Origin of the sequence: Pantoea sp. MBLJ3, from assembly GCF_000816655.1 — a bacterium.
GTDB classification, from domain to species: domain Bacteria; phylum Pseudomonadota; class Gammaproteobacteria; order Enterobacterales; family Enterobacteriaceae; genus Pantoea; species Pantoea eucalypti.
In genome coordinates this window covers 103,359-126,231 of record NZ_JSUT01000008.1, presented here as the reverse complement: position 1 = coordinate 126,231, position 22,873 = coordinate 103,359, and the positions used below count along the sequence as shown (strand labels likewise).

At 55.4% G+C, this 22,873-nt stretch carries 21 protein-coding genes and 1 riboswitch; of the genes, 11 read left to right on the top strand and 10 right to left on the bottom strand.

Features of this window, described 5'->3' with window-relative positions; genetic code table 11:
* Positions 1-115: 115 nt before the first annotated feature.
* Both yjbE and pgi read right to left on the bottom strand, forming a co-directional pair.
* Positions 116-373, bottom strand: a complete 258-nt coding sequence (yjbE, locus tag NP77_RS14640; protein WP_008926598.1) for an exopolysaccharide production protein YjbE — start codon at positions 371-373, stop codon at positions 116-118.
* A 566-nt stretch (positions 374-939) separates the two neighbouring features.
* On the bottom strand, positions 940-2,586 hold the full coding sequence (gene pgi / locus NP77_RS14635) for a glucose-6-phosphate isomerase (RefSeq protein ID WP_033763406.1): 1,647 nt from the start codon (positions 2,584-2,586) through the stop codon (positions 940-942).
* A gap of 391 nt (positions 2,587-2,977) precedes the next feature.
* A riboswitch (Lysine riboswitch) is annotated at positions 2,978-3,170 on the top strand.
* 113 nt (positions 3,171-3,283) lie between these two features.
* On the opposite strand from pgi, the gene lysC reads away from it, so the two are divergent.
* Both lysC and panS read left to right on the top strand, forming a co-directional pair.
* Positions 3,284-4,636 (top strand): lysine-sensitive aspartokinase 3, encoded by a 1,353-nt coding sequence (gene lysC / locus NP77_RS14625; protein ID WP_003855819.1) that lies wholly within the window; start codon positions 3,284-3,286, stop codon positions 4,634-4,636.
* A gap of 260 nt (positions 4,637-4,896) precedes the next feature.
* Positions 4,897-5,814: a ketopantoate/pantoate/pantothenate transporter PanS gene (gene panS, locus NP77_RS14620; RefSeq protein ID WP_003855809.1), complete on the top strand. Its 918-nt coding sequence runs from the start codon at positions 4,897-4,899 to the stop codon at positions 5,812-5,814.
* An 85-nt stretch (positions 5,815-5,899) separates the two neighbouring features.
* On the opposite strand, the gene NP77_RS14615 is transcribed toward panS, so the two are convergent.
* The 6 genes from NP77_RS14615 to NP77_RS14590 form a co-directional block, all read right to left on the bottom strand.
* Positions 5,900-7,525, bottom strand: coding sequence for a Na/Pi cotransporter family protein (locus NP77_RS14615; protein ID WP_039660682.1), 1,626 nt, complete (start codon positions 7,523-7,525; stop codon positions 5,900-5,902).
* A 109-nt stretch (positions 7,526-7,634) separates the two neighbouring features.
* Positions 7,635-8,627 (bottom strand): ABC transporter ATP-binding protein, encoded by a 993-nt coding sequence (locus NP77_RS14610; RefSeq protein WP_003855804.1) that lies wholly within the window; start codon positions 8,625-8,627, stop codon positions 7,635-7,637.
* A gap of 2 nt (positions 8,628-8,629) precedes the next feature.
* Complete coding sequence (locus tag NP77_RS14605; RefSeq protein WP_003855803.1) at positions 8,630-9,415, bottom strand: ABC transporter permease; 786 nt, start codon at positions 9,413-9,415, stop codon at positions 8,630-8,632.
* An 11-nt stretch (positions 9,416-9,426) separates the two neighbouring features.
* A complete protein-coding gene (locus NP77_RS14600; RefSeq protein ID WP_003855801.1) occupies positions 9,427-10,272 on the bottom strand; it encodes an ABC transporter permease subunit in 846 nt (281 codons plus the stop codon).
* The gene (locus tag NP77_RS14595; protein ID WP_003855799.1) at positions 10,269-11,081 is read right to left on the bottom strand and encodes an alkaline phosphatase family protein; all 813 of its coding nucleotides are present in this window, start codon (positions 11,079-11,081) and stop codon (positions 10,269-10,271) included. Before NP77_RS14595 ends, NP77_RS14600 begins: the two co-directional genes overlap by 4 nt.
* 20 nt (positions 11,082-11,101) lie before the next feature.
* Positions 11,102-12,163: an ABC transporter substrate-binding protein gene (locus NP77_RS14590; RefSeq protein ID WP_008926600.1), complete on the bottom strand. Its 1,062-nt coding sequence runs from the start codon at positions 12,161-12,163 to the stop codon at positions 11,102-11,104.
* A gap of 206 nt (positions 12,164-12,369) precedes the next feature.
* Here NP77_RS14590 and NP77_RS14585 point away from each other — a divergent pair, with 206 nt between their 5' ends.
* The 4 genes from NP77_RS14585 to ubiA all read left to right on the top strand — a co-directional run bounded on the left by NP77_RS14585 (position 12,370) and on the right by ubiA (position 15,051).
* Positions 12,370-13,077 (top strand): UTRA domain-containing protein, encoded by a 708-nt coding sequence (locus tag NP77_RS14585; RefSeq protein ID WP_008926601.1) that lies wholly within the window; start codon positions 12,370-12,372, stop codon positions 13,075-13,077.
* 69 nt (positions 13,078-13,146) lie between these two features.
* Positions 13,147-13,557, top strand: coding sequence for a phosphate-starvation-inducible protein PsiE (psiE, locus tag NP77_RS14580; RefSeq protein WP_003855792.1), 411 nt, complete (start codon positions 13,147-13,149; stop codon positions 13,555-13,557).
* Positions 13,558-13,643: 86 nt separating this feature from the next.
* A complete protein-coding gene (ubiC, locus tag NP77_RS14575; RefSeq protein WP_003855790.1) occupies positions 13,644-14,156 on the top strand; it encodes a chorismate lyase in 513 nt (170 codons plus the stop codon).
* A 10-nt stretch (positions 14,157-14,166) separates the two neighbouring features.
* Positions 14,167-15,051 carry a 4-hydroxybenzoate octaprenyltransferase gene (ubiA, locus tag NP77_RS14570; protein ID WP_039660681.1) on the top strand — a complete coding sequence of 295 codons (885 nt, stop codon included), beginning with the start codon at positions 14,167-14,169 and terminating at the stop codon, positions 15,049-15,051.
* 60 nt (positions 15,052-15,111) lie between these two features.
* Here ubiA and plsB read toward each other — a convergent pair whose 3' ends face one another.
* Entirely contained in the window at positions 15,112-17,535 is a 2,424-nt protein-coding gene (gene plsB, locus NP77_RS14565; RefSeq protein WP_003855785.1) for a glycerol-3-phosphate 1-O-acyltransferase PlsB, read from the bottom strand.
* A 128-nt stretch (positions 17,536-17,663) separates the two neighbouring features.
* On the opposite strand from plsB, the gene NP77_RS14560 reads away from it, so the two are divergent.
* The 4 genes from NP77_RS14560 (at position 17,664) to NP77_RS14545 (ending at position 20,550) form a co-directional block, all read left to right on the top strand.
* Positions 17,664-18,032 (top strand): diacylglycerol kinase, encoded by a 369-nt coding sequence (locus NP77_RS14560; protein WP_039660679.1) that lies wholly within the window; start codon positions 17,664-17,666, stop codon positions 18,030-18,032.
* Between the two features lie 105 nt (positions 18,033-18,137).
* The gene (gene lexA, locus NP77_RS14555) at positions 18,138-18,752 is read left to right on the top strand and encodes a transcriptional repressor LexA (protein WP_003855777.1); all 615 of its coding nucleotides are present in this window, start codon (positions 18,138-18,140) and stop codon (positions 18,750-18,752) included.
* Between the two features lie 98 nt (positions 18,753-18,850).
* Complete coding sequence (gene dinF, locus NP77_RS14550) at positions 18,851-20,173, top strand: MATE family efflux transporter DinF (protein ID WP_039660678.1); 1,323 nt, start codon at positions 18,851-18,853, stop codon at positions 20,171-20,173.
* Between the two features lie 164 nt (positions 20,174-20,337).
* Positions 20,338-20,550 (top strand): CsbD family protein, encoded by a 213-nt coding sequence (locus NP77_RS14545; protein ID WP_003855774.1) that lies wholly within the window; start codon positions 20,338-20,340, stop codon positions 20,548-20,550.
* Between the two features lie 89 nt (positions 20,551-20,639).
* On the opposite strand, the gene zur is transcribed toward NP77_RS14545, so the two are convergent.
* A complete protein-coding gene (zur, locus tag NP77_RS14540) occupies positions 20,640-21,161 on the bottom strand; it encodes a zinc uptake transcriptional repressor Zur (RefSeq protein WP_033763401.1) in 522 nt (173 codons plus the stop codon).
* Positions 21,162-21,611: 450 nt separating this feature from the next.
* On the opposite strand from zur, the gene NP77_RS14535 reads away from it, so the two are divergent.
* Positions 21,612-22,862, top strand: a complete 1,251-nt coding sequence (locus NP77_RS14535; RefSeq protein ID WP_039660677.1) for a conjugal transfer protein TraF — start codon at positions 21,612-21,614, stop codon at positions 22,860-22,862.
* The last annotated feature ends 11 nt before the right edge of the window (positions 22,863-22,873 follow it).

Below are 22,873 nucleotides of genomic sequence, written 5' to 3'. Positions count from 1 at the left end.
CCGTCTGGCTGCAAAGCGGCAGACAATGTGGCTCCGCTGAAATCCTCACCGTAGTCAGTTTTTCAGCCTCGCCGGTTTGTTACCGTTCAGTAATCAGACGCGTTTCGGGCATCCATCAACGAGTGGTGCTCGTCGTGGTTGTGGTTGTTGTACCGGTATTTGCACCGTCACCACCGCCAGAAGCGGCAATGCCGAGCCCGACCAACGCACCAAGTGCGCCGATACCGACAGCGGTAGAAGCACCAGCAGAGATTGCTCCCGCCTGCGCGCCTGCTGCCGTACCTGCTTCACCTGCTTCCTGCGGCGCAGCAAATGCGCTTGAGGAGGCGGCAACGAGGATCAAGGCTGCACCGGCAACCATAGTTTTTTTCATAACAACGTTTCCTGCATTGAGTGAATGAAGGATCTCTGACCAGCGACAATGGCTATGCAGACAGGCTGCGACCAGTGCGACGGACAGTCCCATTGCGGGCGCGTTCATTATAGGGCAACAAAATATCAGAGTTCAGTGCTATAAAAACCAGGTCAAATGGCGGGATGATTGCGTGATTTAATCAGTAATATTGGGGATAACTGCTTTTTATATCGGAGTATTTCCGGTTGATACCCTATATTTCGCTGCTGCTAAGGGGAATGCAAAGCGTAATGTTCTTTTTTATTTATAAATGGTACGGAATAAGAATAATCAGAATTTACTCAGAAGGTCTTAAATTAAATATGGCTATGAATCAATAGTTAACCTCGTAACGTCGCTATTATCAGATCCACTTTATACTGGATTAAACGCTGTTCCGGAGCGTGATGTTCAGAATTATCCTGGGGTATTTTAAGACTTTTCCCGTGCTGGCAGGCATCTCTGTCCTGATGAATTACCCAATAAGATGTTAAAACAGACAAAAAAAGGGCGACAAGGTTGCCGCCCGGTAAAATTAATGCCGATTAACGCCAGGATTTATAACGATTAATTAAGGCATTGGTGGAACTGTCGTGAGTGGTAATTTCATCCTCATTTTCCAGTTCCGGCAGAATACGGTTTGCCAGCTGCTTACCTAATTCCACACCCCACTGATCGAAAGTGTAGATATTCAGGATGGCGCCCTGAGTGAAGATTTTGTGCTCATACAGGGCAATCAGCGCACCCAGGCTGTATGGGGTGATCTCACGCAGCAGGATGGAGTTAGTCGGGCGGTTCCCTTCAAACACTTTGAACGGCACGATATGGGCCACTGACTCTGCAGATTTACCGGCATCGGTAAACTCTTTCTCGACAACGTCGCGTGATTTACCAAACGCCAGCGCTTCGGTCTGGGCAAAGAAGTTAGAGAGCAGCTTCGGATGGTGATCTGTCAGCGCGTTATGGGTAATAGCCGGCGCAATAAAGTCACACGGAACCAGCTTGGTGCCCTGATGGATCAGCTGATAAAACGCGTGCTGACCGTTAGTGCCAGGTTCACCCCAGATGATGGGGCCAGTCTGGTAGTCCACCGGATGACCGGCGCGATCCACATACTTGCCGTTTGACTCCATATTTCCCTGCTGGAAATAGGCGGCAAAGCGGTGCATGTACTGGTCATAAGGCAGAATCGCTTCGGTTTCAGCACCAAAGAAATTGTTGTACCAGATGCCAATCAGCGCCAGCAGCACCGGCAGGTTCTGCTCAGCCGGGGTCGTTGCGAAGTGCTGGTCCATGGCATGTGCGCCGCTCAGCAGCTGCTCGAAGTTTTCGAAGCCAATAGAGAGAATGATCGACAGACCGATGGCTGACCACAGTGAATAGCGGCCGCCAACCCAGTCCCAGAATTCAAACATGTTGTTCGTGTCGATACCGAATTCACCCACCGCTTTGGCATTGGTCGACAGCGCAGCAAAGTGTTTCGCTACGTGCTGCTGATCGCCAGCAGTTTTCAGGAACCAGTCGCGCGCACTGTGGGCGTTGGTCATAGTTTCCTGAGTCGTGAAGGTCTTGGAGGCAACCAGGAACAGGGTGGTTTCCGGGCTGAGCTCTTTCAGCGTTTCGGCGATATGGGTGCCGTCAACGTTAGAGACAAAATGCATGTTCAGATGGTTTTTATACGGGCGCAGCGCCTCTGTCACCATAAACGGGCCGAGGTCGGAGCCGCCGATGCCGATATTCACCACGTCGGTGATCGCTTTACCGGTATAGCCTTTCCATTCACCGCTGATGATGCGCTCTGAGAAGCCTTTCATCTTGTCCAGCACCGCGTTGACGTCTGGCATCACATCTTTGCCATCCACCAGAATCGGCGTGTTGCTCCGGTTGCGCAGTGCGACATGCAGCACTGCACGATCTTCAGTGCGGTTAATCTTCTCACCCGAGAACATAGACTTGATGGCACCGCTGAGATCGGTCTCTTTGGCCAGCGCCTGGAGCTTATCGAGCGTTTCCTGGGTGATGCGGTTTTTGGAAAAATCCACCAGCATCTGATCATCAAAGGTGGCAGAGAATTTGGCAAAACGATCGGCATCCTGGGCGAACAGATCGGCAATTTCTACCGATTTCATCTGCTCAAAATGCTGTTGCAGCGCTTTCCAGGCTGCGGTTTGTGTCGGATTGATATTTTTCATGGCAACACTCTTGTTGATATTAAGAACCGTCATTCCATCGGAGGCACATCATGCCCGTTTAGCGTTTCAGTATGACCACAGTTGTAACTGAAAGGAAAAATTTTGTCAGCGCGCACCGGACAGGCGATCGGCACGCTGTGGTTTATCGTCAGCATTCACTGGCGCGAACACCCCGCGGGGCACAGACCCAGCGCGCAGCAAAGTGTGGCGCAAAAGTCTGCGCAAAACGTTGTGCCGTATCAGGGATTGCTGCAGGTGCTGAACCCATTAAGCACTGTAACCGCTGCGGCGCTGGTTAATTTGTTTTCTGATGCGGCTCTCCAGCCATCGCTGACATTGACAGCAGGTCCAGAAAAGGCTAAATCTATGCGCCTACTTGCGCACCTGTGCGCAAGCCAGAAGAGGCGCGTCGCCCAGGTAGTGTGTTGGAGGAACCGTATCCGGTGAAAACACATAATGGGGAGCGACGCCGAGGTGGGTCAGCACGCGGTGTGCTGCCTGTCGGCTACAGGGGCTGAATCCTCTGGGTTGTCACCAGAAACGTCTGCAGTCGACGTTTCGCAAGGTGGGGCGCTTCTGGGTGACTCGTCTATCTGATCTTGTCCGCCCGTTTCTGCTCTTTCCTTGTGCCTGGCTGAAAGAATGTTTCTCGACCCTTTCATCGGCGAGAACAAGATAACCTGACACGAGGTCCTACATGTCTCAAACTCTGATAGTGGCAAAATTTGGCGGCACCAGCGTAGCCGATTTTGAAGCGATGAACCGCAGCGCCGATGTGGTGTTGCAGGACGCCAGTACGCGTCTGGTTGTGCTCTCTGCTTCGGCGGGCATTACCAATCTGCTGGTGGCGCTGGCTGAAGGCCAGCAGGCTCCGCAGCGCGCTGTTCTGCTTGATGATATCCGCCGTATTCAGTATGCCATTGTCGATCGCCTGCAGCATCCGGAAGTGATCCGCGATGAAATCGATCGGATGATCGACAATATCAGCATGCTCTCTGAAGCGGCTTCACTGGCCACCTCTAACGCCCTGACTGATGAACTGGTCAGCCACGGCGAGCTGATGTCATCACTGCTGTTTGTGGAAATTCTGCGTGAACGTCAGGTTAACGCGGAGTGGTTCGATGTCCGTAAAGTGATGCGCACCGACGATCATTTTGGCCGGGCTGTACCGGATGTTGAGGTGCTGGCGGAGCAGGCGACGGCGCAGTTACAGCCGCGCATCGGGCAGGCATTGGTCATTACTCAGGGCTTCATTGGCAGTGAACGTGAGGGGCGCACCACCACCTTAGGGCGTGGCGGCAGTGATTACACCGCCGCGCTGCTGGGCGAAGCGCTGAATGCGGCACGAGTGGATATCTGGACAGATGTGCCAGGCATCTACACCACCGATCCCCGCGTGGTGCCGACGGCGAAGCGCATTGACGAGATCACTTTTGAAGAAGCCGCCGAAATGGCGACGTTTGGCGCGAAAGTGCTGCATCCCGCGACACTGCTTCCTGCTGTGCGTCGGGGTATTCCGGTCTTCGTCGGTTCCAGCAAGGATCCGGCAGCGGGCGGAACCCGCGTCTGCAACGAAACCCGTAACCCGCCGTTGTTCCGGGCGCTGGCTTTACGCCGCAAGCAGACGCTGTTAACGCTGCATAGCCTTAACATGCTGCATACGTTTGGTTTCCTCGCCGAACTCTTCAACATTCTGGCACGTCACAACGTCTCGGTTGACCTGATCACCACCTCCGAAGTGAGCGTGGCGCTGACCCTCGACACCACCGGCTCGACCTCAACCAGCGCCAGTCTGCTGACCCAGGCCTTGCTGACTGAACTCTCGTCGCTGTGCCGGGTAGAGGTGGAAGAAGATCTGGCGCTGGTGGCGATTATCGGCAACCAGCTGTCAAAAGCATGCGGTGTCGGCAAAGAGGTGTTTGGTGTACTCGATCCGTTCAACCTGCGGATGATTTGCTACGGTGCCAGCAGCTACAATCTCTGCTTCCTGGTGCCCGGCAACGATGCGGAAAGCGTGGTACGTACCCTGCATCGCAATCTGTTCGAGTAATCCTCTGGTTAATGCCGATTATCGGTGCCGTGCCAGGTGGTTCGATCTACCGTGGTTTAGAGGAAAAAGCAGCGTAATTTCGCCAATATTCTGCGGATCGGCAGCAGTCGATCCGCATTTTGCCGCCTCGCCCCATCTTCGCCTTACGCCATGATAATGAAATGTTATGATCCCGCCTTCGTCACGGCAGTCGTTCCTGTCTGGCGATTCTCTATGGCAAACCTGCATAAAACATAACATTCTTATAAGGAAGTCTGGCTATGCTCGCCACGTTAACCCGCCTGTTCCCGCTCTGGGCCGTGCTGTTGTCTGTCGCCGCGTATTACTCTCCTGGTACCTTTCTCGGCATCGGCCCCTGGGTCACCTATCTGCTGATGCTGATTATGTTCGGCATGGGTGTGACGCTGAATATCGACGATTTCAAACGGGTGCTGACCCGACCTGCGCCGGTAATTGCCGGAACTTTCCTGCACTATCTGGTGATGCCGTTAGCCGCCTGGGGACTGGCAAAACTGTTTCATATGCCGCCCGATCTGGCAGCCGGCATGATTCTGGTCGGCTCCGTGGCCAGCGGCACCGCCAGCAACGTGATGATCTATCTGGCGAAAGGGGATGTGGCGCTGTCGGTCACGATCTCGTCAGTTTCTGCGCTGGTGGGGGTGTTCGCCACGCCGTTGTTAACCCGCTTTTACGTTGATACCCACATTCAGGTTGATGTGGTGGGTATGCTGCTGAGTATTGTGAAGATCGTGGTGATCCCGATTAGCCTTGGGCTGATCATTCATCACAGCATGAACAGCGTGGTTCGCCGGGTGGAACCCTGGCTGCCTGCATTTTCCATGGTCTGCATTCTGCTGATCATCAGTGCGGTGGTGGCGGGCAGTCAGGGCTTTATTGGATCGGTGGGTCTGATGGTGATCGCGGCGGTAATCCTGCATAACGCGATTGGCCTGCTTGGTGGTTACTGGGGTGGCAAGCTGTTTGGTTTCGATGAGTCGACCTGCCGTACGCTGGCGCTGGAAGTTGGCATGCAGAACTCCGGGCTGGCGGCCACGCTGGGCAAACTCTACTTCTCACCGCTGGCGGCATTGCCGGGCGCGCTGTTCTCGGTGTGGCACAACCTGTCAGGTTCACTGCTGGCGGGTTACTGGTCCGGTAAGCCGATTAAGAAGAAGTAACTGTGGCGGCGCATGATGATGCGCCGCTTCTCATTATTGTTGCGCCGGGTGTTTTCAGCCTGTCGCAATGGTCTGTTCACACGCCTTATTCGTAATCCCGCTCATCGTCGGGCTGTTCCAGCACGGTATAGGCCACGCTGCAGAACAGCGAATTCAGACGCTTCATGTCGCCGAGTAGACCAAGGTGCAGTGAGCTGGTCTCAATGCTCTGCACGTTCTGCTGGTGCAGGCGATCAACATGGGCGTGAGAGTAGCGGCGAATCATCAGGCGGAAGCGATGTTTCGCGCGGCGCAGCCGTTTGGCGCTGGTGACATCGTGCGACAGAAACACCGACAGGCTCATTCTGAGGTTGGCAATCAACAGCTCCTGCAGCTCCTGCAGCTCTTTTAATCCCTCGGCAGAAAACGCGCGGCCCGCTGCCAGCGACTTGTCAGCCACATCGCCGCTCATCCGTTCAATAATGTCTCCGGCCTGCTCCAGATTCAGCGACATCTCGATAATTTCGCCCCAGCGGCGTGAATCCTCTTCGGGGAGATCCTCTTTTGGCATCCGCGCCAGATAGAGCTTGATGGCGGTATAGAGCACATCGACATCATCATCCAGCCGACGCACCGTGCGCTCCTCGCGGGATTCGCCATGCACGACTTTATTAAACGCCTCCAGCATCTGTTCCACCACGTCACCGATGCGCAGCGCTTCGCGGGCGGCATTCACCAGCGCCAGCGCCGGGGTATCCAGCGCGCTGCGATCGAGATGCTTAGGCTTGAGGTGCAGTGCGTTATCGACGTCGTCGGCAATCATACGACGGCAAAGGCGCGCCATCAGGTCAGCAAACGGCACCATCGCCACGCAGCGAATCAGGTTGTAAAACACATGGAAGAAAATCACTAACTCTTCATCGTTAACCGGCAGCTTATCAAGCCAGGTTGCCACAATATCGACAAACGGCAGGATTATGATGCAGCCAACGAACTTAAATAGCAGGCTGCCGAGCGCCACGCGTTTACCGGCGGCATTCGAGCCGCTGGCGTTGATCATCGCCAGCAGGCCACTCCCAAGGTTGGCACCAATCACCAGACAGAGCGCGACCTTGAACGAAATGACCCCGGTGGCGGTCAGCGTTGCGGTGATCAGCACGGCGGCCAGACTGGAGTAACTGATAATGGCGAATACCGCACCCAGCAGTGCATCAAGCATCACGTCGCCGGTCAGGCTGGAGAAGAGGACCTGGACACCGGCGGCCTGGGTAATCGGACGAGCCGCTTCAACAATCAGCTGCAATGCCAGCAAAATCAGGCCCAGACCAATGCTGGCCCGGCCTAACTGACCGGCGCGGGTCTGCTTGCGGCTGAGGAAAAAGACCACGCCAAAAAAGATAAACAGCGGTGAAAGCCAGGAGAGATCAAAGGTCAGGATACGCGCCATGATGGCGGTACCGACATCCGCACCCAGAATCACTACCAGCGCGGGTGTCAGGCTGACCAGATTCTGCGCCACAAACGAGGTGACCAGCAAGGTCGTGGCGTTGCTGCTCTGCACCAGGGTGGTCACACCGATGCCCGCCAGAAACGCCATCGGTTTTTTTTCTATGCTGCGGCTCAGGACGCGGCGCAGATCGGCACCATAGACCCGCATGATGCCGGTTCGCACAATATGCGTGCCCCAGACCAGCAGGGCCACTGCAGAGAGTAGATTAAGCAGGGTTAACACGTGGTGTCGCTCCTTGTGTCAGGCTGCAAGCAGCACAGACTGCCAGCCTGACAGAGAGAGCAATCTGTGAAAGGGGATTGCCGTACTATGCGTGATTTTTTCCTGTGTTTTAAGCAACCTGGCGCAAAGTCGACATCTCTAATTGTAGACCAATCTTCCTGCCTGCGGGGTGCAAATCCGCCGCCGAGCGGTTTAGCACATCCACTGAAAGTTCGACGTCATGCGCGCGGATCCGATAGCGGATCACGTTGCCCAGCAGACTGTGGCTGAGAATTTCCGCAGGAATGCCCTGGTCTGGCGCGGTGAACAGCATCGATTCCGGACGAATGGCCACCTGGCTATTAAAAGGCTGACCGGTCAGTCGCGTTGCCTGTTCAGCACTCAACAGGTTGTAGTTGCCAATAAATCCGGCGGCGAACAGATCGACCGGCTGGGTATAGAGTGCTTCGGCGTCGCCGTTCTGCACGATTTTGCCCCGGTTCATCAGCACGATGCGATCGGAGAGCGTCAGCGCCTCCTCCTGGTCATGGGTCACGAACAGGGTGGTGAGATTCAGCTCACGCTGGATGCGCCGGATCTGATCGCGCAGATGACGACGGATACGCGCATCCAGCGCCGACAGCGGCTCATCCAGTAGCAGCAGTCGCGGACGTGTCACCAGTGAACGCGCCAGCGCCACGCGCTGACACTGCCCGCCCGACAGCTGGTGCGGATAACGGCGCGCATAGTCGCTGAGTTCAACCAGCTCCAGCACTTCCAGCACCCGCTGGCGGATTTGTGCTTCGGGCAGTTTCTGCATCTTCAGGCCAAACGCGACGTTCTTCTCCACCGTCATGTTGGGAAACAGCGCATAACTCTGGAACACCATGCCGATGGCGCGCTTCTGCGGGGCCAGCGGCACAATATCTTTGCCTTCCAGCCGGATTTCACCGCTGTCGACGCTGGTTAGTCCCGCCAGACAGCGCAGCAGCGTTGATTTACCGCAGCCGCTGGGGCCAAGCAGGGTGACAAATTCCCCTTCAGCGGCGCTGAAATCGATCTGCTCGAAGATGGGCGTCGGTCCATAGGACTTGTTCAGCTCTCTGACCTCAAGGTAACTCATATTCAGCCTCGTTCGGGATTCAGGGCGTTGGCCAGCCAGGTGACCAGCAGCACCACAAAGAAGTAGGAGATCACCAGCGCGCTGGTGAAGTGACCGCTGCCGTTACGCATGTTGAAGAGGTAAACCTGCAGGGTTTCATAGCGGTTGCCGACCAGCAGGTTAGCGAAGACAAACTCACCAATCAGAAAGGAGAAAGAGAGCAGTACGGCAATCAGCATCCCTTTGCGCAGGTTGGGGAGCACCACCCAGATCGCTGCCTGCCAGGTACTGGCCCCCAGCAGCTGTGCAGCATCAATCAGCTCTTTGAGATTGATCGCCTGCATATTGTTCGACAGTGCCCGGTAGATAAAGGGGAGTGCGATAGTGAAATAACAGCCAATCAGGATCCACGGCGTGCCGGTCAGCATCAGTGGTGACGACGAGTAGAGCTGGAGTAATCCCACGGATGACACCACTGGCGGCACGGCGAACGGCATCAGGATCAGGATGTTCATTACTGAATCCAGCCGGGGAAAGTAGTAAGCAATTACAAACATGGCAGGCAGCACCAGCGCTAGCGAGAACAGCAGCGCACCAAAGCAAATCAGCAGCGAATGGCCCAGCGCCGTCAAAAATCGCGGGTCGCTCCAGAGCTGGATGAACCACTTCAGGCTGTAGCCCTGCGGCAGAATGGTATTGCTCCAGTCGGAGGAGATTGCATAAAGCAGCGTGGCCAGCAACGGCAGCGCCAGCAGAGTAAAGAGTAACCCGACCATGATTCGATGATAGAGGTGCTCAGCACGTGACATGACGGCTCCTTTCATGGCTGTTTCGCATTGAGATAGCTGCGGCGCACCAGATACTGCTGTACCAGGGTAATCAGCGCCATGATAGCCACCAGCAACATTGCCAGCGCGCTGCCGGTGTTGGGATCCAGCGAGATATCACCGGAAACCAATGCAGCGATGCGCACCGGAACCACGTTGAAATTACCGGTGGTCAGGGCGTAAATCGTGGCGTAAGCGCCGAGGGCATTCGCCAGCAGAATCACAAAGGTTCCGAGCAGCGCCGGGAAAAGAATTGGCAGTCCGATGTGCCACCAGTAGCGCCAGCGGCTGGCGCCCAGTAGTGCGGCCGACTCCTGCCACTCTTTTTTCAGCCCGTCGAAGGCGGGATAGAGCAGCAGCACGCCCAGCGGAATCTGAAACCAGGTGTAGACCAGTACCATGCCGTTGCGCGAGAAGAGTCTGAAGCTCTCAATCACACCATAATGGCGCAGCAGCAGCGTCAGGCAGCCGTTCAGCCCCAGCAGAATCACAAAGGCAAACGCCAGCGGGACACCGGCAAAGTTACTGGTCATGTTGGTAAAGGAGATAAGAAAGCGCTGCAGTCGTCCGCCGCCGAGCTGATGCAGCGAATAGCCGGTGACCAGCGCAATCAGTAATCCCCAGACGCTGGACCAGAGCGAGATATCCAGCGAAAATCGAAATGCCTGCTGGTAGAAGGGTGAGGTGAGGATGTCGTGATAGTTATCCCAGCCCCACTGGCTGTTCATGTCACTCCAGAAGCTGTTGATGGCGATCCACAACAGCGGTGCCAGCTGGAAGGCGACCCAGAACAGGGTGAAAGGTAACAGCAGCAGCAGTGCGACGCCTTTTCCCTTCATCTTTGTGACTCCGCCAGCAGGCCGCGGCAGACCGGCTTGTCATGCGCCACCTCAAGCAGTTCACACAGCGTGCCACACAGGTCGGTTTGCTGCGGCGCAAGGTCAGGCTGCAGCGAGAAAGCATGACCAAAGACAAACAGCGGCACCGTGGTCTCCTCCGGCAGAATCCCGCCGTGGGAGCGATCGTCATTCATGCCGTGATCGGCGGTCACCATCACCTGATAGCCCTCGGCCAGCCACAGCGGCATCCACTGCGACAGCAGGCCGTCGGCGATACGTGCCCGGTTGCGGTACTGCGGCGAAGAGAGCCCCGACTTATGACCGGCATCGTCGATATTCATCGGGTGGATCAGCAGAAAATCGGGATCGTGACGCAGCCGCAGGCTCTCCGCATCTTCAAACAGATGCGAGTCAGGATAGCTATCGTCAGAGTAGAAGTGGCCGAACTGAATGGGCAGGTCCGGCGCATCGGTGTGACGATCGCGCGCCGGAACGAACGGAGTGCGGTTGTAAAGCTCACTCACCCAGTGGTAGGCCGCCGCCGCCGTAGTCAGGCCCGCCGCACGCGCAAAGTGAAACACGCTGCGCTCGCGACTTAACCGGCTGACGCCATTATGAATAATGCCGCTTCTGACCGGCGGAACCCCGGTCAGAATGCACTCATAAAGCGGGCGCGACAGCGACGGCAATTCACAGGTCATACGGTAATAGAACCCGTTGCCCTGTGAACATTCGGCATGCAGGTAACCCATTGCATGTTGTGCGACCTGATTGCTCAGGCCGTCCAGCACTACCAGGATGGTCTTCATTCCGTTCTCCCTGCCGCGAATTACTGCTGCATGTTGATGATGACGTTTTCCTGCCACAGGCGCGGCAGCATTTTCGACGATTTATCCCAGGCAGCCTGATCCTTAACCGGACGGGCATTTTTATATTCTGATTGCGGCAGCAGGCGAGCCTGAACGTCTGCTGGCAGCGTCAGATGCTCAGCACGAATCGGGCGCGCATAGCCTTTAGCCAGATTGATCTGTCCCTGGTCTGAGAAGATATATTCGCGCGTCAATTTTGCGGCGTTAGGGTGTTTCGCATATTTGTTGATGATGGTGGTGTAGCCGGAGGTCACTGAGCCATCAGACGGAATCACCACTTCGTAGCGATTTCTGTCAATCTGGTCGCGGTAGTTAAGGGCGTTAAAGTCCCACACTACTGCCATCTGCACTTCACCTTTTTCAATGTTGGCAATCACCGGATCGGTCACGCCAAGACGCCCCTGTTTTGCCAGATCGGCAAAGAAGGCCAGCGCCGGTTTCAGGTTCTTCTCATCACCGCCTAAGGCGTAGTTGGCAGCCAGGACGCCGTTGGCCGCCTGAGCTGCCACGCCGACGTCACCGATAGTAACCACATACTTACCTTTCTTCAGATCGGCCCAGCTGTGGGGGATATCTTTAACCTGCTGCTTGTCGATCAGAAAAGCGATGGTGCCGGTATAAGCCAGTGCCCAGTTACCCTCTTTATCTTTGGCCCAGGCCGGAATCTGATCCCAGTGCGTCGGTTTGTAGGGCTGGGTTACACCCTTCGCGACAGCGATTGGACCAAAGGCGGCGCCCACATCGCCGATGTCAGCGCTGGCGTTCTCTTTCTCTGCATCAAATTTCGCCAGCTCCTGCGCCGATGACATATCGGTATCGCTGTGCTTAAGGCCATATTTGGTGCTGATGTCGTTCCAGGTATCTTTCCAGTTGGCCCAGCTGTCTGGCATCCCGACGCTGTTGACCTGACCTTCACTGCGCGCCGCTTTTTCCAGCGCGGCGAGGTCGTTATCGGCGGCCTGCGCAACGGGCAGGGTGAGGACTACAGCACTGGCTACTACAGAGGCGATAAACGCTTTCATCTCAGTTGCTCCGGGTGTAAGTTGATGGGCCTGGCTGGTCTAGTCCAGCAAGAACCGAGCCAATGTAGCCCCTCTATATGAACGATTTATGACAAAGCGGCGCTGTGCGGGGAATGGGCGATGAAAGACGTGGCGCGTTCGCCCGCCACAGGCGTGTTTATCTGACCAGTAAAAGTGCGAAGTCGCACCAAAATGAGGCTACTGTTGTGGAGTCGATAGCACTCAAAACGGCGGATGCGATAGCCAGCGCACTGCTGACACGCATTCAGGCAGGTGAGTTCAGCGGCGGACGCCTGCCGGCAGAGCGTGCCTTAAGCGAGGCGTTCAGCACCACGCGGATTACTCTGCGGGAAGCGCTGGGCAAGCTGGAAGCGCAGGGGATGATCTACCGTGAACTGCGTCGTGGCTGGTTTATCGCACCGCCGCGTCTGATCTACAACCCGCTGCATCACAGCCACTTTCATGCCATGGCGACGCAGCAGGGGCGTCAGGCAACCACTGAGGTGATCGCCGCTGAGCAGGTCGCGGCGCACGAGAGCGTAGCCACTGCGTTGCGGCTGGCACCCGGCTCGGCGGTTTACTGCATACGCCGCCTGCGGCGCATTGATGGGCGTGCGGTGCTCTATGTTGAGCACTACCTCAACCCCCGTTTTTTCCCTGGCCTGCTTGATGAAGACCTGACCCGTTCCCTGACCGATCTCTATGACCAGCGCTACGGTATTCGTTATGGCGGCGCGCGTTTTACGATTATGCCAGGCCCTTTACCCGAGGTCGCAGCGCCCACACTGAATGTGGCACCGGGCAGCCCCGGCTTGCTGATCACCCGCATCAACCGCAATCAGCAAAAAGAGGTGATTGACTGCGATTGTGAATACTGGCGTTACGATGCGCTCTGTGTTGATGTGGAGGCCTGAGGCGTTATTGTGATTTGCGTCACACTCGCGCATGATGCTGCGCTAATAACTCCTTTTTAAAGGCGCAACATGAGTGACAAAAATCCTTTGGCCCGCCACCTTGCAACGGTACTGCAATGGGTGCTGAATCTGGGGCTGCTGAGTCTGGCGATTATCCTGATCGTCTTTTTAGGCAAAGAAACGATTCATCTGGCAAACGTGCTGTTTAACACCAGCGAGCAGGCTTCCTCCTATCTGCTGATTGATGGAATCGTCATCTATTTCCTCTATTTCGAATTTATCGCCCTGATTGTTAAGTACTTTCAGTCGGGCTATCATTTTCCCCTGCGCTATTTTGTCTATATCGGGATCACGGCGATTATCCGCCTGATCATCGTCGACCATAAAAATCCCTTCGATACGCTCTGCTACTCTGCGGCGATTCTGATTCTTGTCGTCACCCTGTGGCTGGCAAACAGCAACCGGCTGAAACGCGAGTAATCCTCCTGCCGTCTGACACGACGGCAGGTGTTCGCATCGCCTCTCTGCGCTAAACTAGCGACCTGAAAATTATCGGGAGTGGTGCTATGTCGCAAGACGCACTCAGCTTATTACGTTCGCTCAACTGGCTTTCTCCGTCGCAGGCCACCCTTGCGCCGCCATTGCTTGACTGGCTGATGGAGGAGGATTCAATGACGCGCCGTTTTGAACAGCACTGTCAGCGGGTCACGGTTCAGCCGCTGCGTGAAGGCTTTATCGACGCCAGCGAGTTGGGTGAGGAAAGGGCGTTATTGCCAGACGACGAACGCTTCTGGCTGCGTGAAGTGCTGCTGTTCGGCGACGATCAGCCCTGGCTGGCTGGCCGCACGCTGGTGCCGGAAAGTACCCTCAACGGGCCAGAGGCGATGCTGCAACAGCTGGGCACCCGTCCTCTGGGTCGCTATCTTTTCTCCTCGTCGACGCTGACCCGCGATTTTATTGATCCGGGCCAGGTAGAGGGATTGTGGGGACGGCGTTCACGCCTGCGTCTTTCCGGCAAACCGCTGCTGCTGACTGAACTGTTTTTGCCGGCATCGCCGCTCTATCGCGATCTGGTCTGAGGATTCTGTGGTGCAAAATAGCTTAAGTATGAATAAGTGGCGGGCCTATGCTCGCCTGATGCGTATTGATAAACCGATCGGTACGCTGCTGCTGATGTGGCCAACGCTCTGGGCGTTATGGCTGGCGGATATGTCGATTCCGCCGCTGCCGGTGCTGGCGGTGTTTGTGGCCGGGGTTTTCGTGATGCGAGCAGCCGGTTGTGTGATCAATGACTACGCCGATCGGAAAGTCGATGGTCACGTTGAGCGCACAAAGCACCGTCCACTGGCCAGCGGCGCGGTCAGTGCAAAAGAGGCTAAGCTGCTGTTTGTGATTCTGGCGCTGGTGGCGTTTGCGCTGGTGCTGACCATGAACCTGATGACGATTATGCTCTCCGTCGTGGGGCTGGCACTGGCGTGGGTTTATCCCTTTATGAAGCGCTATACCCATCTGCCGCAGGTGGTGCTGGGGGCCGCATTTGGCTGGGCGATTCCTATGGCTTGGTCCGCGGTTAGTGAGTCCTTACCTCTGGTCTGCTGGCTGGTATTTATCGCTAATATCTGCTGGACGGTGGCTTATGACACGCAGTATGCGATGGTGGACCGGGATGATGATCTGAAGATTGGTGTGAAATCGACGGCGATTTTATTTGGTCGCTTCGACAAGCTGATCATTGGCCTGCTGCAACTGGCGACCCTGCTGCTGATGGCGCTGGTGGGCATGATGCTGCATCTGAATGGTGCCTTCTACTGGACGCTGCTGCTGGCGGCTGCGCTGTTTGTTTATCAGCAGAAGCTGATTGCCGGGCGCGAACGTCAGCCCTGCTTCCAGGCTTTCCTGAATAACAACTACGTCGGGATGGTGCTGTTCCTGGGCGTACTGATGAATACGCCGCCGTTCAGTCAGCTGTTCTGAAAGTTTTGGGCATAAAAAAGGCGACCTCATGAGGTCGCCTTTTTACAATGCGCGCGGGGGTCAGTCGTGCGCCACCGCGGTTTCAATCGTCATGCGGACATCACTGGTGACAAGGTCAGCCAGAATATGCCAGGTCGCCAGGGTCTGCGCGACATCGGCATCACCGCTGTCGCTGATATACCCTTCATCACGCAACGTCAGTACCAGTGAGGTAAAGACCGCTTTGTCGAAGAACTCCGGCGCATTGATTCCGTGCAACACTGACAGACGCTGTGCCAGCGTCCGGCTCTCTTTCTCCAGCGTGCCACGGTTAATCGTAGGCTTGGCGCTGAGAATCGAGAAGGTAATGGCATAACGCTGCAGCGTTTCGCGCACACCGGCGGCCAGCAGTTGCAGCGTGCGATAGCGTGCTGCGGTAAAGCGCAACTCACCCGCTTCGAAGGTAATCAGGCCCTGACGTGCCAGCTCCTGACTTACGTCAGTCAGCAGTTGTGGCAGCTCATCGGTCTGCCAGCGCAGGAACAGTTCACTCTTCAGCATCGGATAGACCAGGCTCACCTGACGCAGCAGTTCCGCTTCACTCAGCGTCTGATGTTGCTGAACAATGGCGGCAATCAGCGACGGCATCACCAGCATGTGATGAATGTTGTTACGGTAGTAGGTCATCAACACTGCCTGCTCACGTGGCAGAATGATGATGTCGCCAATACTGTCTTTTTCACTCTCAAATTTGTTCATACCCAGGGCGTGATCCAGCAGCGCTTCTGCGGAAAGATCGGGTACGGTCGCATTGGGCGAATAAGGCACATTACGCAGCAACTGGGTATAGCACTCCAGCTGTTCAATCAGCTGTTCACGGGTTAGTGAGCGCTGACGTGACGCCAGCAGCGCCGTGACACAGAGGTTCATCGCGTTAGCCGCGCCCGCTTCATTAATACGCACCATCAGACTGGCCGCGATGTCATTAACGGTCGGCGTTAACCAGCTCGGACGTTGCGGCTCAATCGGATCGATCGCGTCGCGCCATTCCGGCACCCGCTTATTGAGATAGTTGACCAGCGGCAGCGGTTCGCCGAAGTTAACGTAACCCTGACCGAGATTGCGCAGCTTGCGTAAGCCGCGCACCATCTGCATGAAGCCCTCTTTCTCTTTGGCTGCACCGCGTAGTTCTTTGGCGTAAGTGCCCACTTCCATCACGTGCTCATAACCGATGTAGATCGGCACCAGCGTGATGGGGCGATTTCCGCCGCGCAGCATCGCCTGTAAGGTCATGGCTAAGGTGCCGGTTTTCGGGTCCAGCAGGCGACCGGTACGTGAACGGCCTCCTTCGACAAAGTATTCAACTGAATAGCCGCGGGTGAACAGCTCGCCGAGATATTCGCGGAATACCGTGGCGTAAAGCTTATTGCCTTTAAAGGTACGACGAATAAAGAAGGCGCCCAGACGACGGAAAATCGGTCCGGCTGGCCAGAAGTTGAGATTGATACCCGCGGCAATGTGCGGCGGCACCAGCCCCTGATGATAGAGCACATAGGAGAGCAGCAGATAATCCATATGGCTGCGATGGCAGGGTACATAGACAATCTCGTGGCCATCCTGCGCCAACTGGCGAACTTTTTCACCGCCATTGACGTTGATGCCCTGATAGAGACGACTCCAGAGCCAGCCCATCACACGGTCGGTGACGCGAATGGCTTCATAGGAGAAGTTAGCAGCGATCTCTTCCATCATCTCAACAGCATTCTGCTGGGCTTTCTCATGGGAGATTTTTTTGCTGCGCGCTTCATCTTCGACGGCTTTTTCAATCGCTTTGGATTGCAGCAGACGATTAAACAGATCCTGACGCGCCGGTAAACGCGGGCCGATCGCCGCCAGTCGCTGACGGGCAAAATGGATGCGTGCCACGCGAGCCAGTTTCTGGGCAATCGACTTGTCCGTACCGTGTTCCGTTGCCATGCGGCGCAGCGAGACGGTCGGCGAGAAGCGGACAAAACTGTCACGTCCGTGCCAGATGACCGCAAAGAATTTCTGCACCCCATTCAGCACACGCAGATGCGGCGTCGCTTCGCCCTGGACTTCACGTCCTGGCGCACGACCAAACATCACGGTGACCGGCAGCATCTGAATATCCAGCTCAGGATTATTGCGATGCAGGTCGAGGTAATCGTGAAAGATTTTTACCGATTCAACGCTGGGCACAAAATAGGGAAATACGCGTGGGCCATTATGAATAAACACGTGGCGCGGCAGCAGCGAACCATCAATCTCCAGCGGAATCAGCGGATCGGGCAGATGATGCCGCAGACACTGTGCGCGTAAAGTCAGTAAGTCAGCCTTCGAATCGTAAGGCAAAACATACATAATAGGTCGGGTCGGATCCAGACCATGTTCAGACACGGGATCGGCCGGAATGGCCTTACTTTTTACCAAAAAGGAGAGTGGTAAATTAAGTAATTTGTAATAGAGTTTACGCCAACCTGACATAGACAACATGAAGCCTCTTGTTAGCAAAGCGCCGCAAGCATACCAGAAAGCGCAGCGAAGATCTGTGGTGGTGCCAATTGCACGCAGCCCAGACATTGACGTCAATTGAATGAAAGGGTTCCCACATCATGGCAAATAATGCCACCGGACTTATCAGAATAGTAAAAGCCGCAGGCTACTCCTGGCAGGGACTGCGCGCCGCCTGGCAGCATGAAGCCGCCTTTCGGCAGGAAACACTGGCTGCGCTGGCCGCTATTATTATCGCGTGCTGGCTGGATGTCGATGTGATCGCCCGCATCCTCATGATTGGCGCCGTGGTGCTGGTCGTCATTGTCGAAATCCTCAATAGCGCCATTGAAGCGGTGGTTGACCGGATTGGTCAGGAACATCATCCCCTGGCGGGCCGGGCCAAAGACATGGGCTCGGCGGCGGTACTGATCAGCATCTTACTGGCCCTGTTTGTCTGGGTCGCGCTGCTCTGGACACATTTGCGATAAGCCTTCCATAACGCGCCTGAGGGCGCGTTTTCCCTGACAATCGGTTTCCATTTCGCCAATACCTGTATATACTCACAGCGACTGTATAAACAACCAGGGGGCGGGATGAAAGCATTAACCAGCAGGCAGCAGCAGGTCTATGACCTGATTCGCGACCATATATCTTCAACGGGCATGCCGCCTACGCGTGCAGAGATCGCCGCGCAACTGGGCTTCCGTTCGCCAAATGCGGCTGAAGAGCATCTGAAAGCGCTGGCGCGTAAAGGCGTTATTGAGATCGTTTCGGGTGCATCACGCGGCATTCGTCTGTTAATGGAAGAAGAAGTTTCAGAAGGACTACCGCTGATTGGCCGGGTTGCTGCCGGTGAGCCGATCATGGCGCAGGAACATATCGAAACCCACTACAAAGTGGATCCGGGCCTGTTCAAGCCTTCTGCCGACTTCCTGCTGCGCGTCAGCGGAATGTCGATGAAAGATATCGGGATTATGGACGGCGACCTGCTCGCGGTACATAAAACCCAGGATGTGCGCAACGGTCAGGTTGTCGTTGCACGCATTGATGATGAAGTCACCGTTAAACGCTGGAAAAAGCAGGGTGCTATCGTGCATCTTCTGCCTGAAAACAGCGATTTTGACCCTATCGTGGTCGACACCCGTGCGCAGTCACTGACCATTGAAGGTCTTGCGGTTGGCGTGGTGCGTAACGGCGAATGGCTTTGATTCTGAGGCCTGCGTGCATTCGCCTTTTCTGATGCTATTCTGTCTGCCCTAATTTTGTTGCCTGCTTTGCTGCAGCGACACTGAGCACGGAACGGCGAATGCGCTTTATCACGGCAACGGATAAAAATCTCTGGCGGCTTGCGCTGCCGATGATCCTTTCAAATATCACCGTTCCCTTACTGGGCGTGGTCGATACTGCAGTTATTGGTCATCTCGACAGCCCTGTCTATCTTGGCGGGGTTGCGGTCGGGACCACAGTGACCAGCTTCCTCTTTATGCTGCTGCTTTTCCTTCGAATGAGTACCACTGGCCTGACGGCGCAGGCGTTTGGTGCGGGCGATAAAACCGCTCTGGCACGCGCGCTGACGCAGCCGCTGATCATTGCGCTGCTGGCCGGCGTGCTGTTCATCGCATTGCGTTATCCGATTATTCAGCTGGCGACCCATCTGGTAGGTGGCAATCCTGATGTACTGGAACAGGCGGCGCTGTTTATTCAGATTCGCTGGCTCAGTGCACCTGCAACGCTGGCAAACCTGGTCATCCTGGGCTGGCTGTTGGGCGTTCAGTATGCGCGGGCGCCGGTAATCCTGCTGATAGTGGGCAATCTGGTGAACATCGTGCTCGATCTCTGGCTGGTGATGGGGCTGCACTGGGGTGTCGCGGGAGCAGCAACCGCCACGGCGCTGGCGGAGTACATCACGCTGGGCGTCGGCGGCATCATGGTCTGGCGGGTGTTAAAGCTGCGCGGTATTACGTTTAATCTGCTGAAGCAGAGCTGGCGCGGTGACAGCGGCCGACTGCTGCGACTGAACCGGGATATCATGTTGCGCTCTCTGATGCTGCAGCTCTGTTTCGCCTCGCTGACCGTGCTGGGTGCGCGGCTGGGTCCGGATGTGGTGGCGGTTAACGCGGTATTACTGATGTTCATTACCTTTACTGCCTACGCGCTGGATGGTTTTGCCTACGCGGTTGAAGCTTTTGCCGGCGAAGCGCATGGCGCAAAAGATGGCAGTAAATTGCAGCACGTCTGGCACTCAGCCTGTCGGCAGGCGGTGGTAGTCGCTCTCTTCTTCTCGCTGGTTTATGCCATTTTTGGCCCGCAGATTGTTACCCTGCTGACCTCGCTTGAGTCACTGCAGCAGACAGCTGACCGCTATCTGGTCTGGCAGATAATCATGCCGCTGATCGGCGTCTGGTGTTATCTGCTGGATGGAATGTTCATCGGGGCGACACGTGGACGCGAGATGCGTAACAGCATGGTCGTGGCGGCGGCTGGCTACTTTCTGACGCTGCTCAGCGTACCGTTACTGGGCAACCACGGTCTCTGGCTGGCGGTGACGGTATTCCTGGCGCTGCGCGGCCTGTCACTGTGGCTCATCTGGCGTAAGCACTGGCGTCAGAACAGCTGGTTTGAGGCGTGATCCAGCAGCGCTGACCCGGGAGGATACGGATTATTCTGTATTATTCTGCATTTTTGAAATTGGCTACTACAATTAACTCTAACAAGCGAAGTTAACCCGCGCTTTGTATCGTTATTTTGTTAAGCAGCAAGATAATTATTTAACCCGAGGATTGGAGGTCTGCCATGAACAAAGATGAAGCGAGCGGCAACTGGAAGCAGTTCAAAGGCAAAATGAAAGAGAAATGGGGCAAGCTGACCGACGATGATATGCAGGTTATCGAAGGTAAACGCGATCAGCTGGTCGGTAAAATCCAGGAACGCTACGGCTATGCAAAAGATGAAGCAGAGCGCGAAGTAGCAGACTGGGAAGGCACCAATAAAGATTACCGCTGGTAATCAGCGCATTCCCCGATAGCCCGCTAAAATCGTTCCGGCGCGCCTGCACCGGAACAGTACAGGGACGGAACCGCACAAGGATGTGCCCGTCAGCCGCGTTTTCCCCGCTTTTTACCCTCATCCTGATGATTATGATCGCAACTCTCATGGTGCGTGCAGGCTTCAACGACGGCACAACTTTCACATAAACCATGTGCTTCAATCACGCTGTGGCGTAATGCAAACTGCGCTTCACCCGCCAGTGTCGCGATAATCTTTTCTACGCCCTGTGCCTGTTTCTCAGTAACGGCTGCACAACGGTCACAGACCAGCATGACTGACGTATGTGCCGGTGCTTCAAAGTGGTGACACATGACGTAGCTATTGTTGGATTCCACCCGATGAATGAAACCCTGTTCCAGCAGGAAATCCAGCGCCCGATAGACCGTGGGCGGCTTAGCCTGTGGTTCGCTGACGCGAAGTTGATCCAGCAGGTCGTAGGCGCTGATAGAGCCCGGCTGTTCCGCCATCAGGCGCAACACCTCAGCACGCTGCGAAGTCAGACGCACACCGCGCTGCAGGCACATTTTTTCGGCCTGAATCAAAATTTGCTGCGACGTCATGTTGGTCATGAAAATTCTCCGCTGGATAAGTGATGTTATTTTATCACACATAGTTTCGCGGTGCTGAGGTTGGTTTTTGTCTGATAAAACAGCATTATTCGCCTGATAAAGCAGCATATTTAGAATTCAGCCCGCTTTTTATCTCAAATATGACGATAATTCAGATCCATTCTGCAACCGTCTGAAGCGGAATTTGTTGGCATTTTGCTTTGCATCTCACTGAGTTAAGAAGTAATGTTCAGAAAGACTTAAGAAAAGTCTGGCATTGTTTGAAATGCACCGATGCAGTCTGAACTATTACAACGGTTTTTTGATTGGAAAACGTCCAATCCTTTGAATTAAGACACTGTTTCCTTTGAATTCACAGCAATAACGCGTTAGCCAGGGTTCACAATAGGGCTAACAAACTATTCAGTCGTTGAATGTTTCAATGACAATTTCTCAGGTGATGGCAGGCAAATGGTGAAAAAATCCGCTCAACGTTCAGCGCTGAAGTACTCCGCTGTAGTGACCGCGCTTTTCCTTTCTTCTTCCGCCATGGCGGCAGGGACCTGGTACGATGCACGTAATGACGCCATGGGTGGCACCGGCGTAGCATCTTCTCTTTATGGTTCCGCAGTGCTGGCGAACCCGGCATTGATGACGCGTGCTAAACCCGACGATAACGTCAGCATTATTGTTCCTTCAGCGGGTATTCAGGTTACGGACAAAGATAAGCTGCTTGATAAAGTTGATGATATTTCGGACACCGTGGATCGTTACCGCACAGTGCTGAATAACTTTACGCCAGCGGATTTCTTCCGCGGCTACCCTGAATTACGCGCCGCCTCCGGCGATGTCGCTAACAAACTCAGCGATTTGCGTGGCAACAAAGCGGATGGCAGTGCGGGTGCGGCCGTGGCCGTGACCATCCCCAATGAGACCCTGCCTTTCGCCTTTATCACCAAAGCCTACGGAACCGCGCACGTCCGCGCCAATGTCGTACAGGGTGATATCGACTATCTGCGCGGTGTTGCTGACGGTACGCGGTTCCCACGTCCTGGCGATCAAAATAACCTGCGCTCCAGCGCCAATGGCCTGGCGGCACTGACCACCGATTACGGTGTCGCGGTGGCGCATGAGTTCACCATCGCCGGTCAGCCAGTATCTGTTGGTGTGACGCCAAAAGTGCAGAAAACCTGGCTCTATAACTATACCGCCAGCATCTACAACTACGACAAGAACGACATCAACAATAGTAAGTATCGCAGCACCGACACCGGCTTTAACGTTGATGCCGGTCTGGCGACCACCTTTGCTGAAAACTGGACGCTGGGCGTGACCGGACAGAACCTGGTTTCACGCGATCTGCAGACCAAAGAAGTGAATGGTTACCGCGACACCTACCAGATTCGCCCGCTGGTCACCACCGGTCTCTCCTGGGATAAAGGTCCGTTTACCGTGACGGGCGATGTGGATCTGACTGAAACCAAACGCTTCAAAAGCCAGGATAACAGCCAGTATGCGGCGGTGGGCGCGGAATACCGCGTATTTGACTGGCTGCAGCTGCGTGGCGGTTATCGTGCGGACATGCGTTCTCACGACGAGAATGTCGCCACAGCAGGTTTTGGTGTGTCACCGTTTAACAAAGCCGTCCATCTGGATCTGGCTGGCTCAGTGGGTGCTAACAACACCTGGGGCGCGATGATGCAGCTCGGCTTTAACTTCTAACCGCGTTATTC

Excerpts from the sequence above, each read along its gene's own strand:
- NP77_RS14600 (WP_003855801.1), bottom strand. The coding sequence starts at position 10,272 with ATGAAGGGAAAAGGCGTCGCACTGCTGCTGCTGTTACCTTTCACCCTG.
- panS (WP_003855809.1), top strand. The coding sequence starts at position 4,897 with ATGCTCGCCACGTTAACCCGCCTGTTCCCGCTCTGGGCCGTGCTGTTG.
- pgi (WP_033763406.1), bottom strand. The coding sequence starts at position 2,586 with ATGAAAAATATCAATCCGACACAAACCGCAGCCTGGAAAGCGCTGCAA.
- lexA (WP_003855777.1), top strand. The coding sequence starts at position 18,138 with ATGAAAGCATTAACCAGCAGGCAGCAGCAGGTCTATGACCTGATTCGC.
- NP77_RS14535 (WP_039660677.1), top strand. The coding sequence starts at position 21,612 with ATGGTGAAAAAATCCGCTCAACGTTCAGCGCTGAAGTACTCCGCTGTA.
- yjbE (WP_008926598.1), bottom strand. The coding sequence starts at position 373 with ATGAAAAAAACTATGGTTGCCGGTGCAGCCTTGATCCTCGTTGCCGCC.
- ubiC (WP_003855790.1), top strand. The coding sequence starts at position 13,644 with ATGTCGCAAGACGCACTCAGCTTATTACGTTCGCTCAACTGGCTTTCT.
- plsB (WP_003855785.1), bottom strand. The coding sequence starts at position 17,535 with ATGTCAGGTTGGCGTAAACTCTATTACAAATTACTTAATTTACCACTC.
- psiE (WP_003855792.1), top strand. The coding sequence starts at position 13,147 with ATGAGTGACAAAAATCCTTTGGCCCGCCACCTTGCAACGGTACTGCAA.
- NP77_RS14560 (WP_039660679.1), top strand. The coding sequence starts at position 17,664 with ATGGCAAATAATGCCACCGGACTTATCAGAATAGTAAAAGCCGCAGGC.
- NP77_RS14605 (WP_003855803.1), bottom strand. The coding sequence starts at position 9,415 with ATGTCACGTGCTGAGCACCTCTATCATCGAATCATGGTCGGGTTACTC.
- dinF (WP_039660678.1), top strand. The coding sequence starts at position 18,851 with ATGCGCTTTATCACGGCAACGGATAAAAATCTCTGGCGGCTTGCGCTG.
- lysC (WP_003855819.1), top strand. The coding sequence starts at position 3,284 with ATGTCTCAAACTCTGATAGTGGCAAAATTTGGCGGCACCAGCGTAGCC.
- NP77_RS14590 (WP_008926600.1), bottom strand. The coding sequence starts at position 12,163 with ATGAAAGCGTTTATCGCCTCTGTAGTAGCCAGTGCTGTAGTCCTCACC.
- zur (WP_033763401.1), bottom strand. The coding sequence starts at position 21,161 with ATGACCAACATGACGTCGCAGCAAATTTTGATTCAGGCCGAAAAAATG.
- NP77_RS14545 (WP_003855774.1), top strand. The coding sequence starts at position 20,338 with ATGAACAAAGATGAAGCGAGCGGCAACTGGAAGCAGTTCAAAGGCAAA.
- NP77_RS14595 (WP_003855799.1), bottom strand. The coding sequence starts at position 11,081 with ATGAAGACCATCCTGGTAGTGCTGGACGGCCTGAGCAATCAGGTCGCA.
- NP77_RS14610 (WP_003855804.1), bottom strand. The coding sequence starts at position 8,627 with ATGAGTTACCTTGAGGTCAGAGAGCTGAACAAGTCCTATGGACCGACG.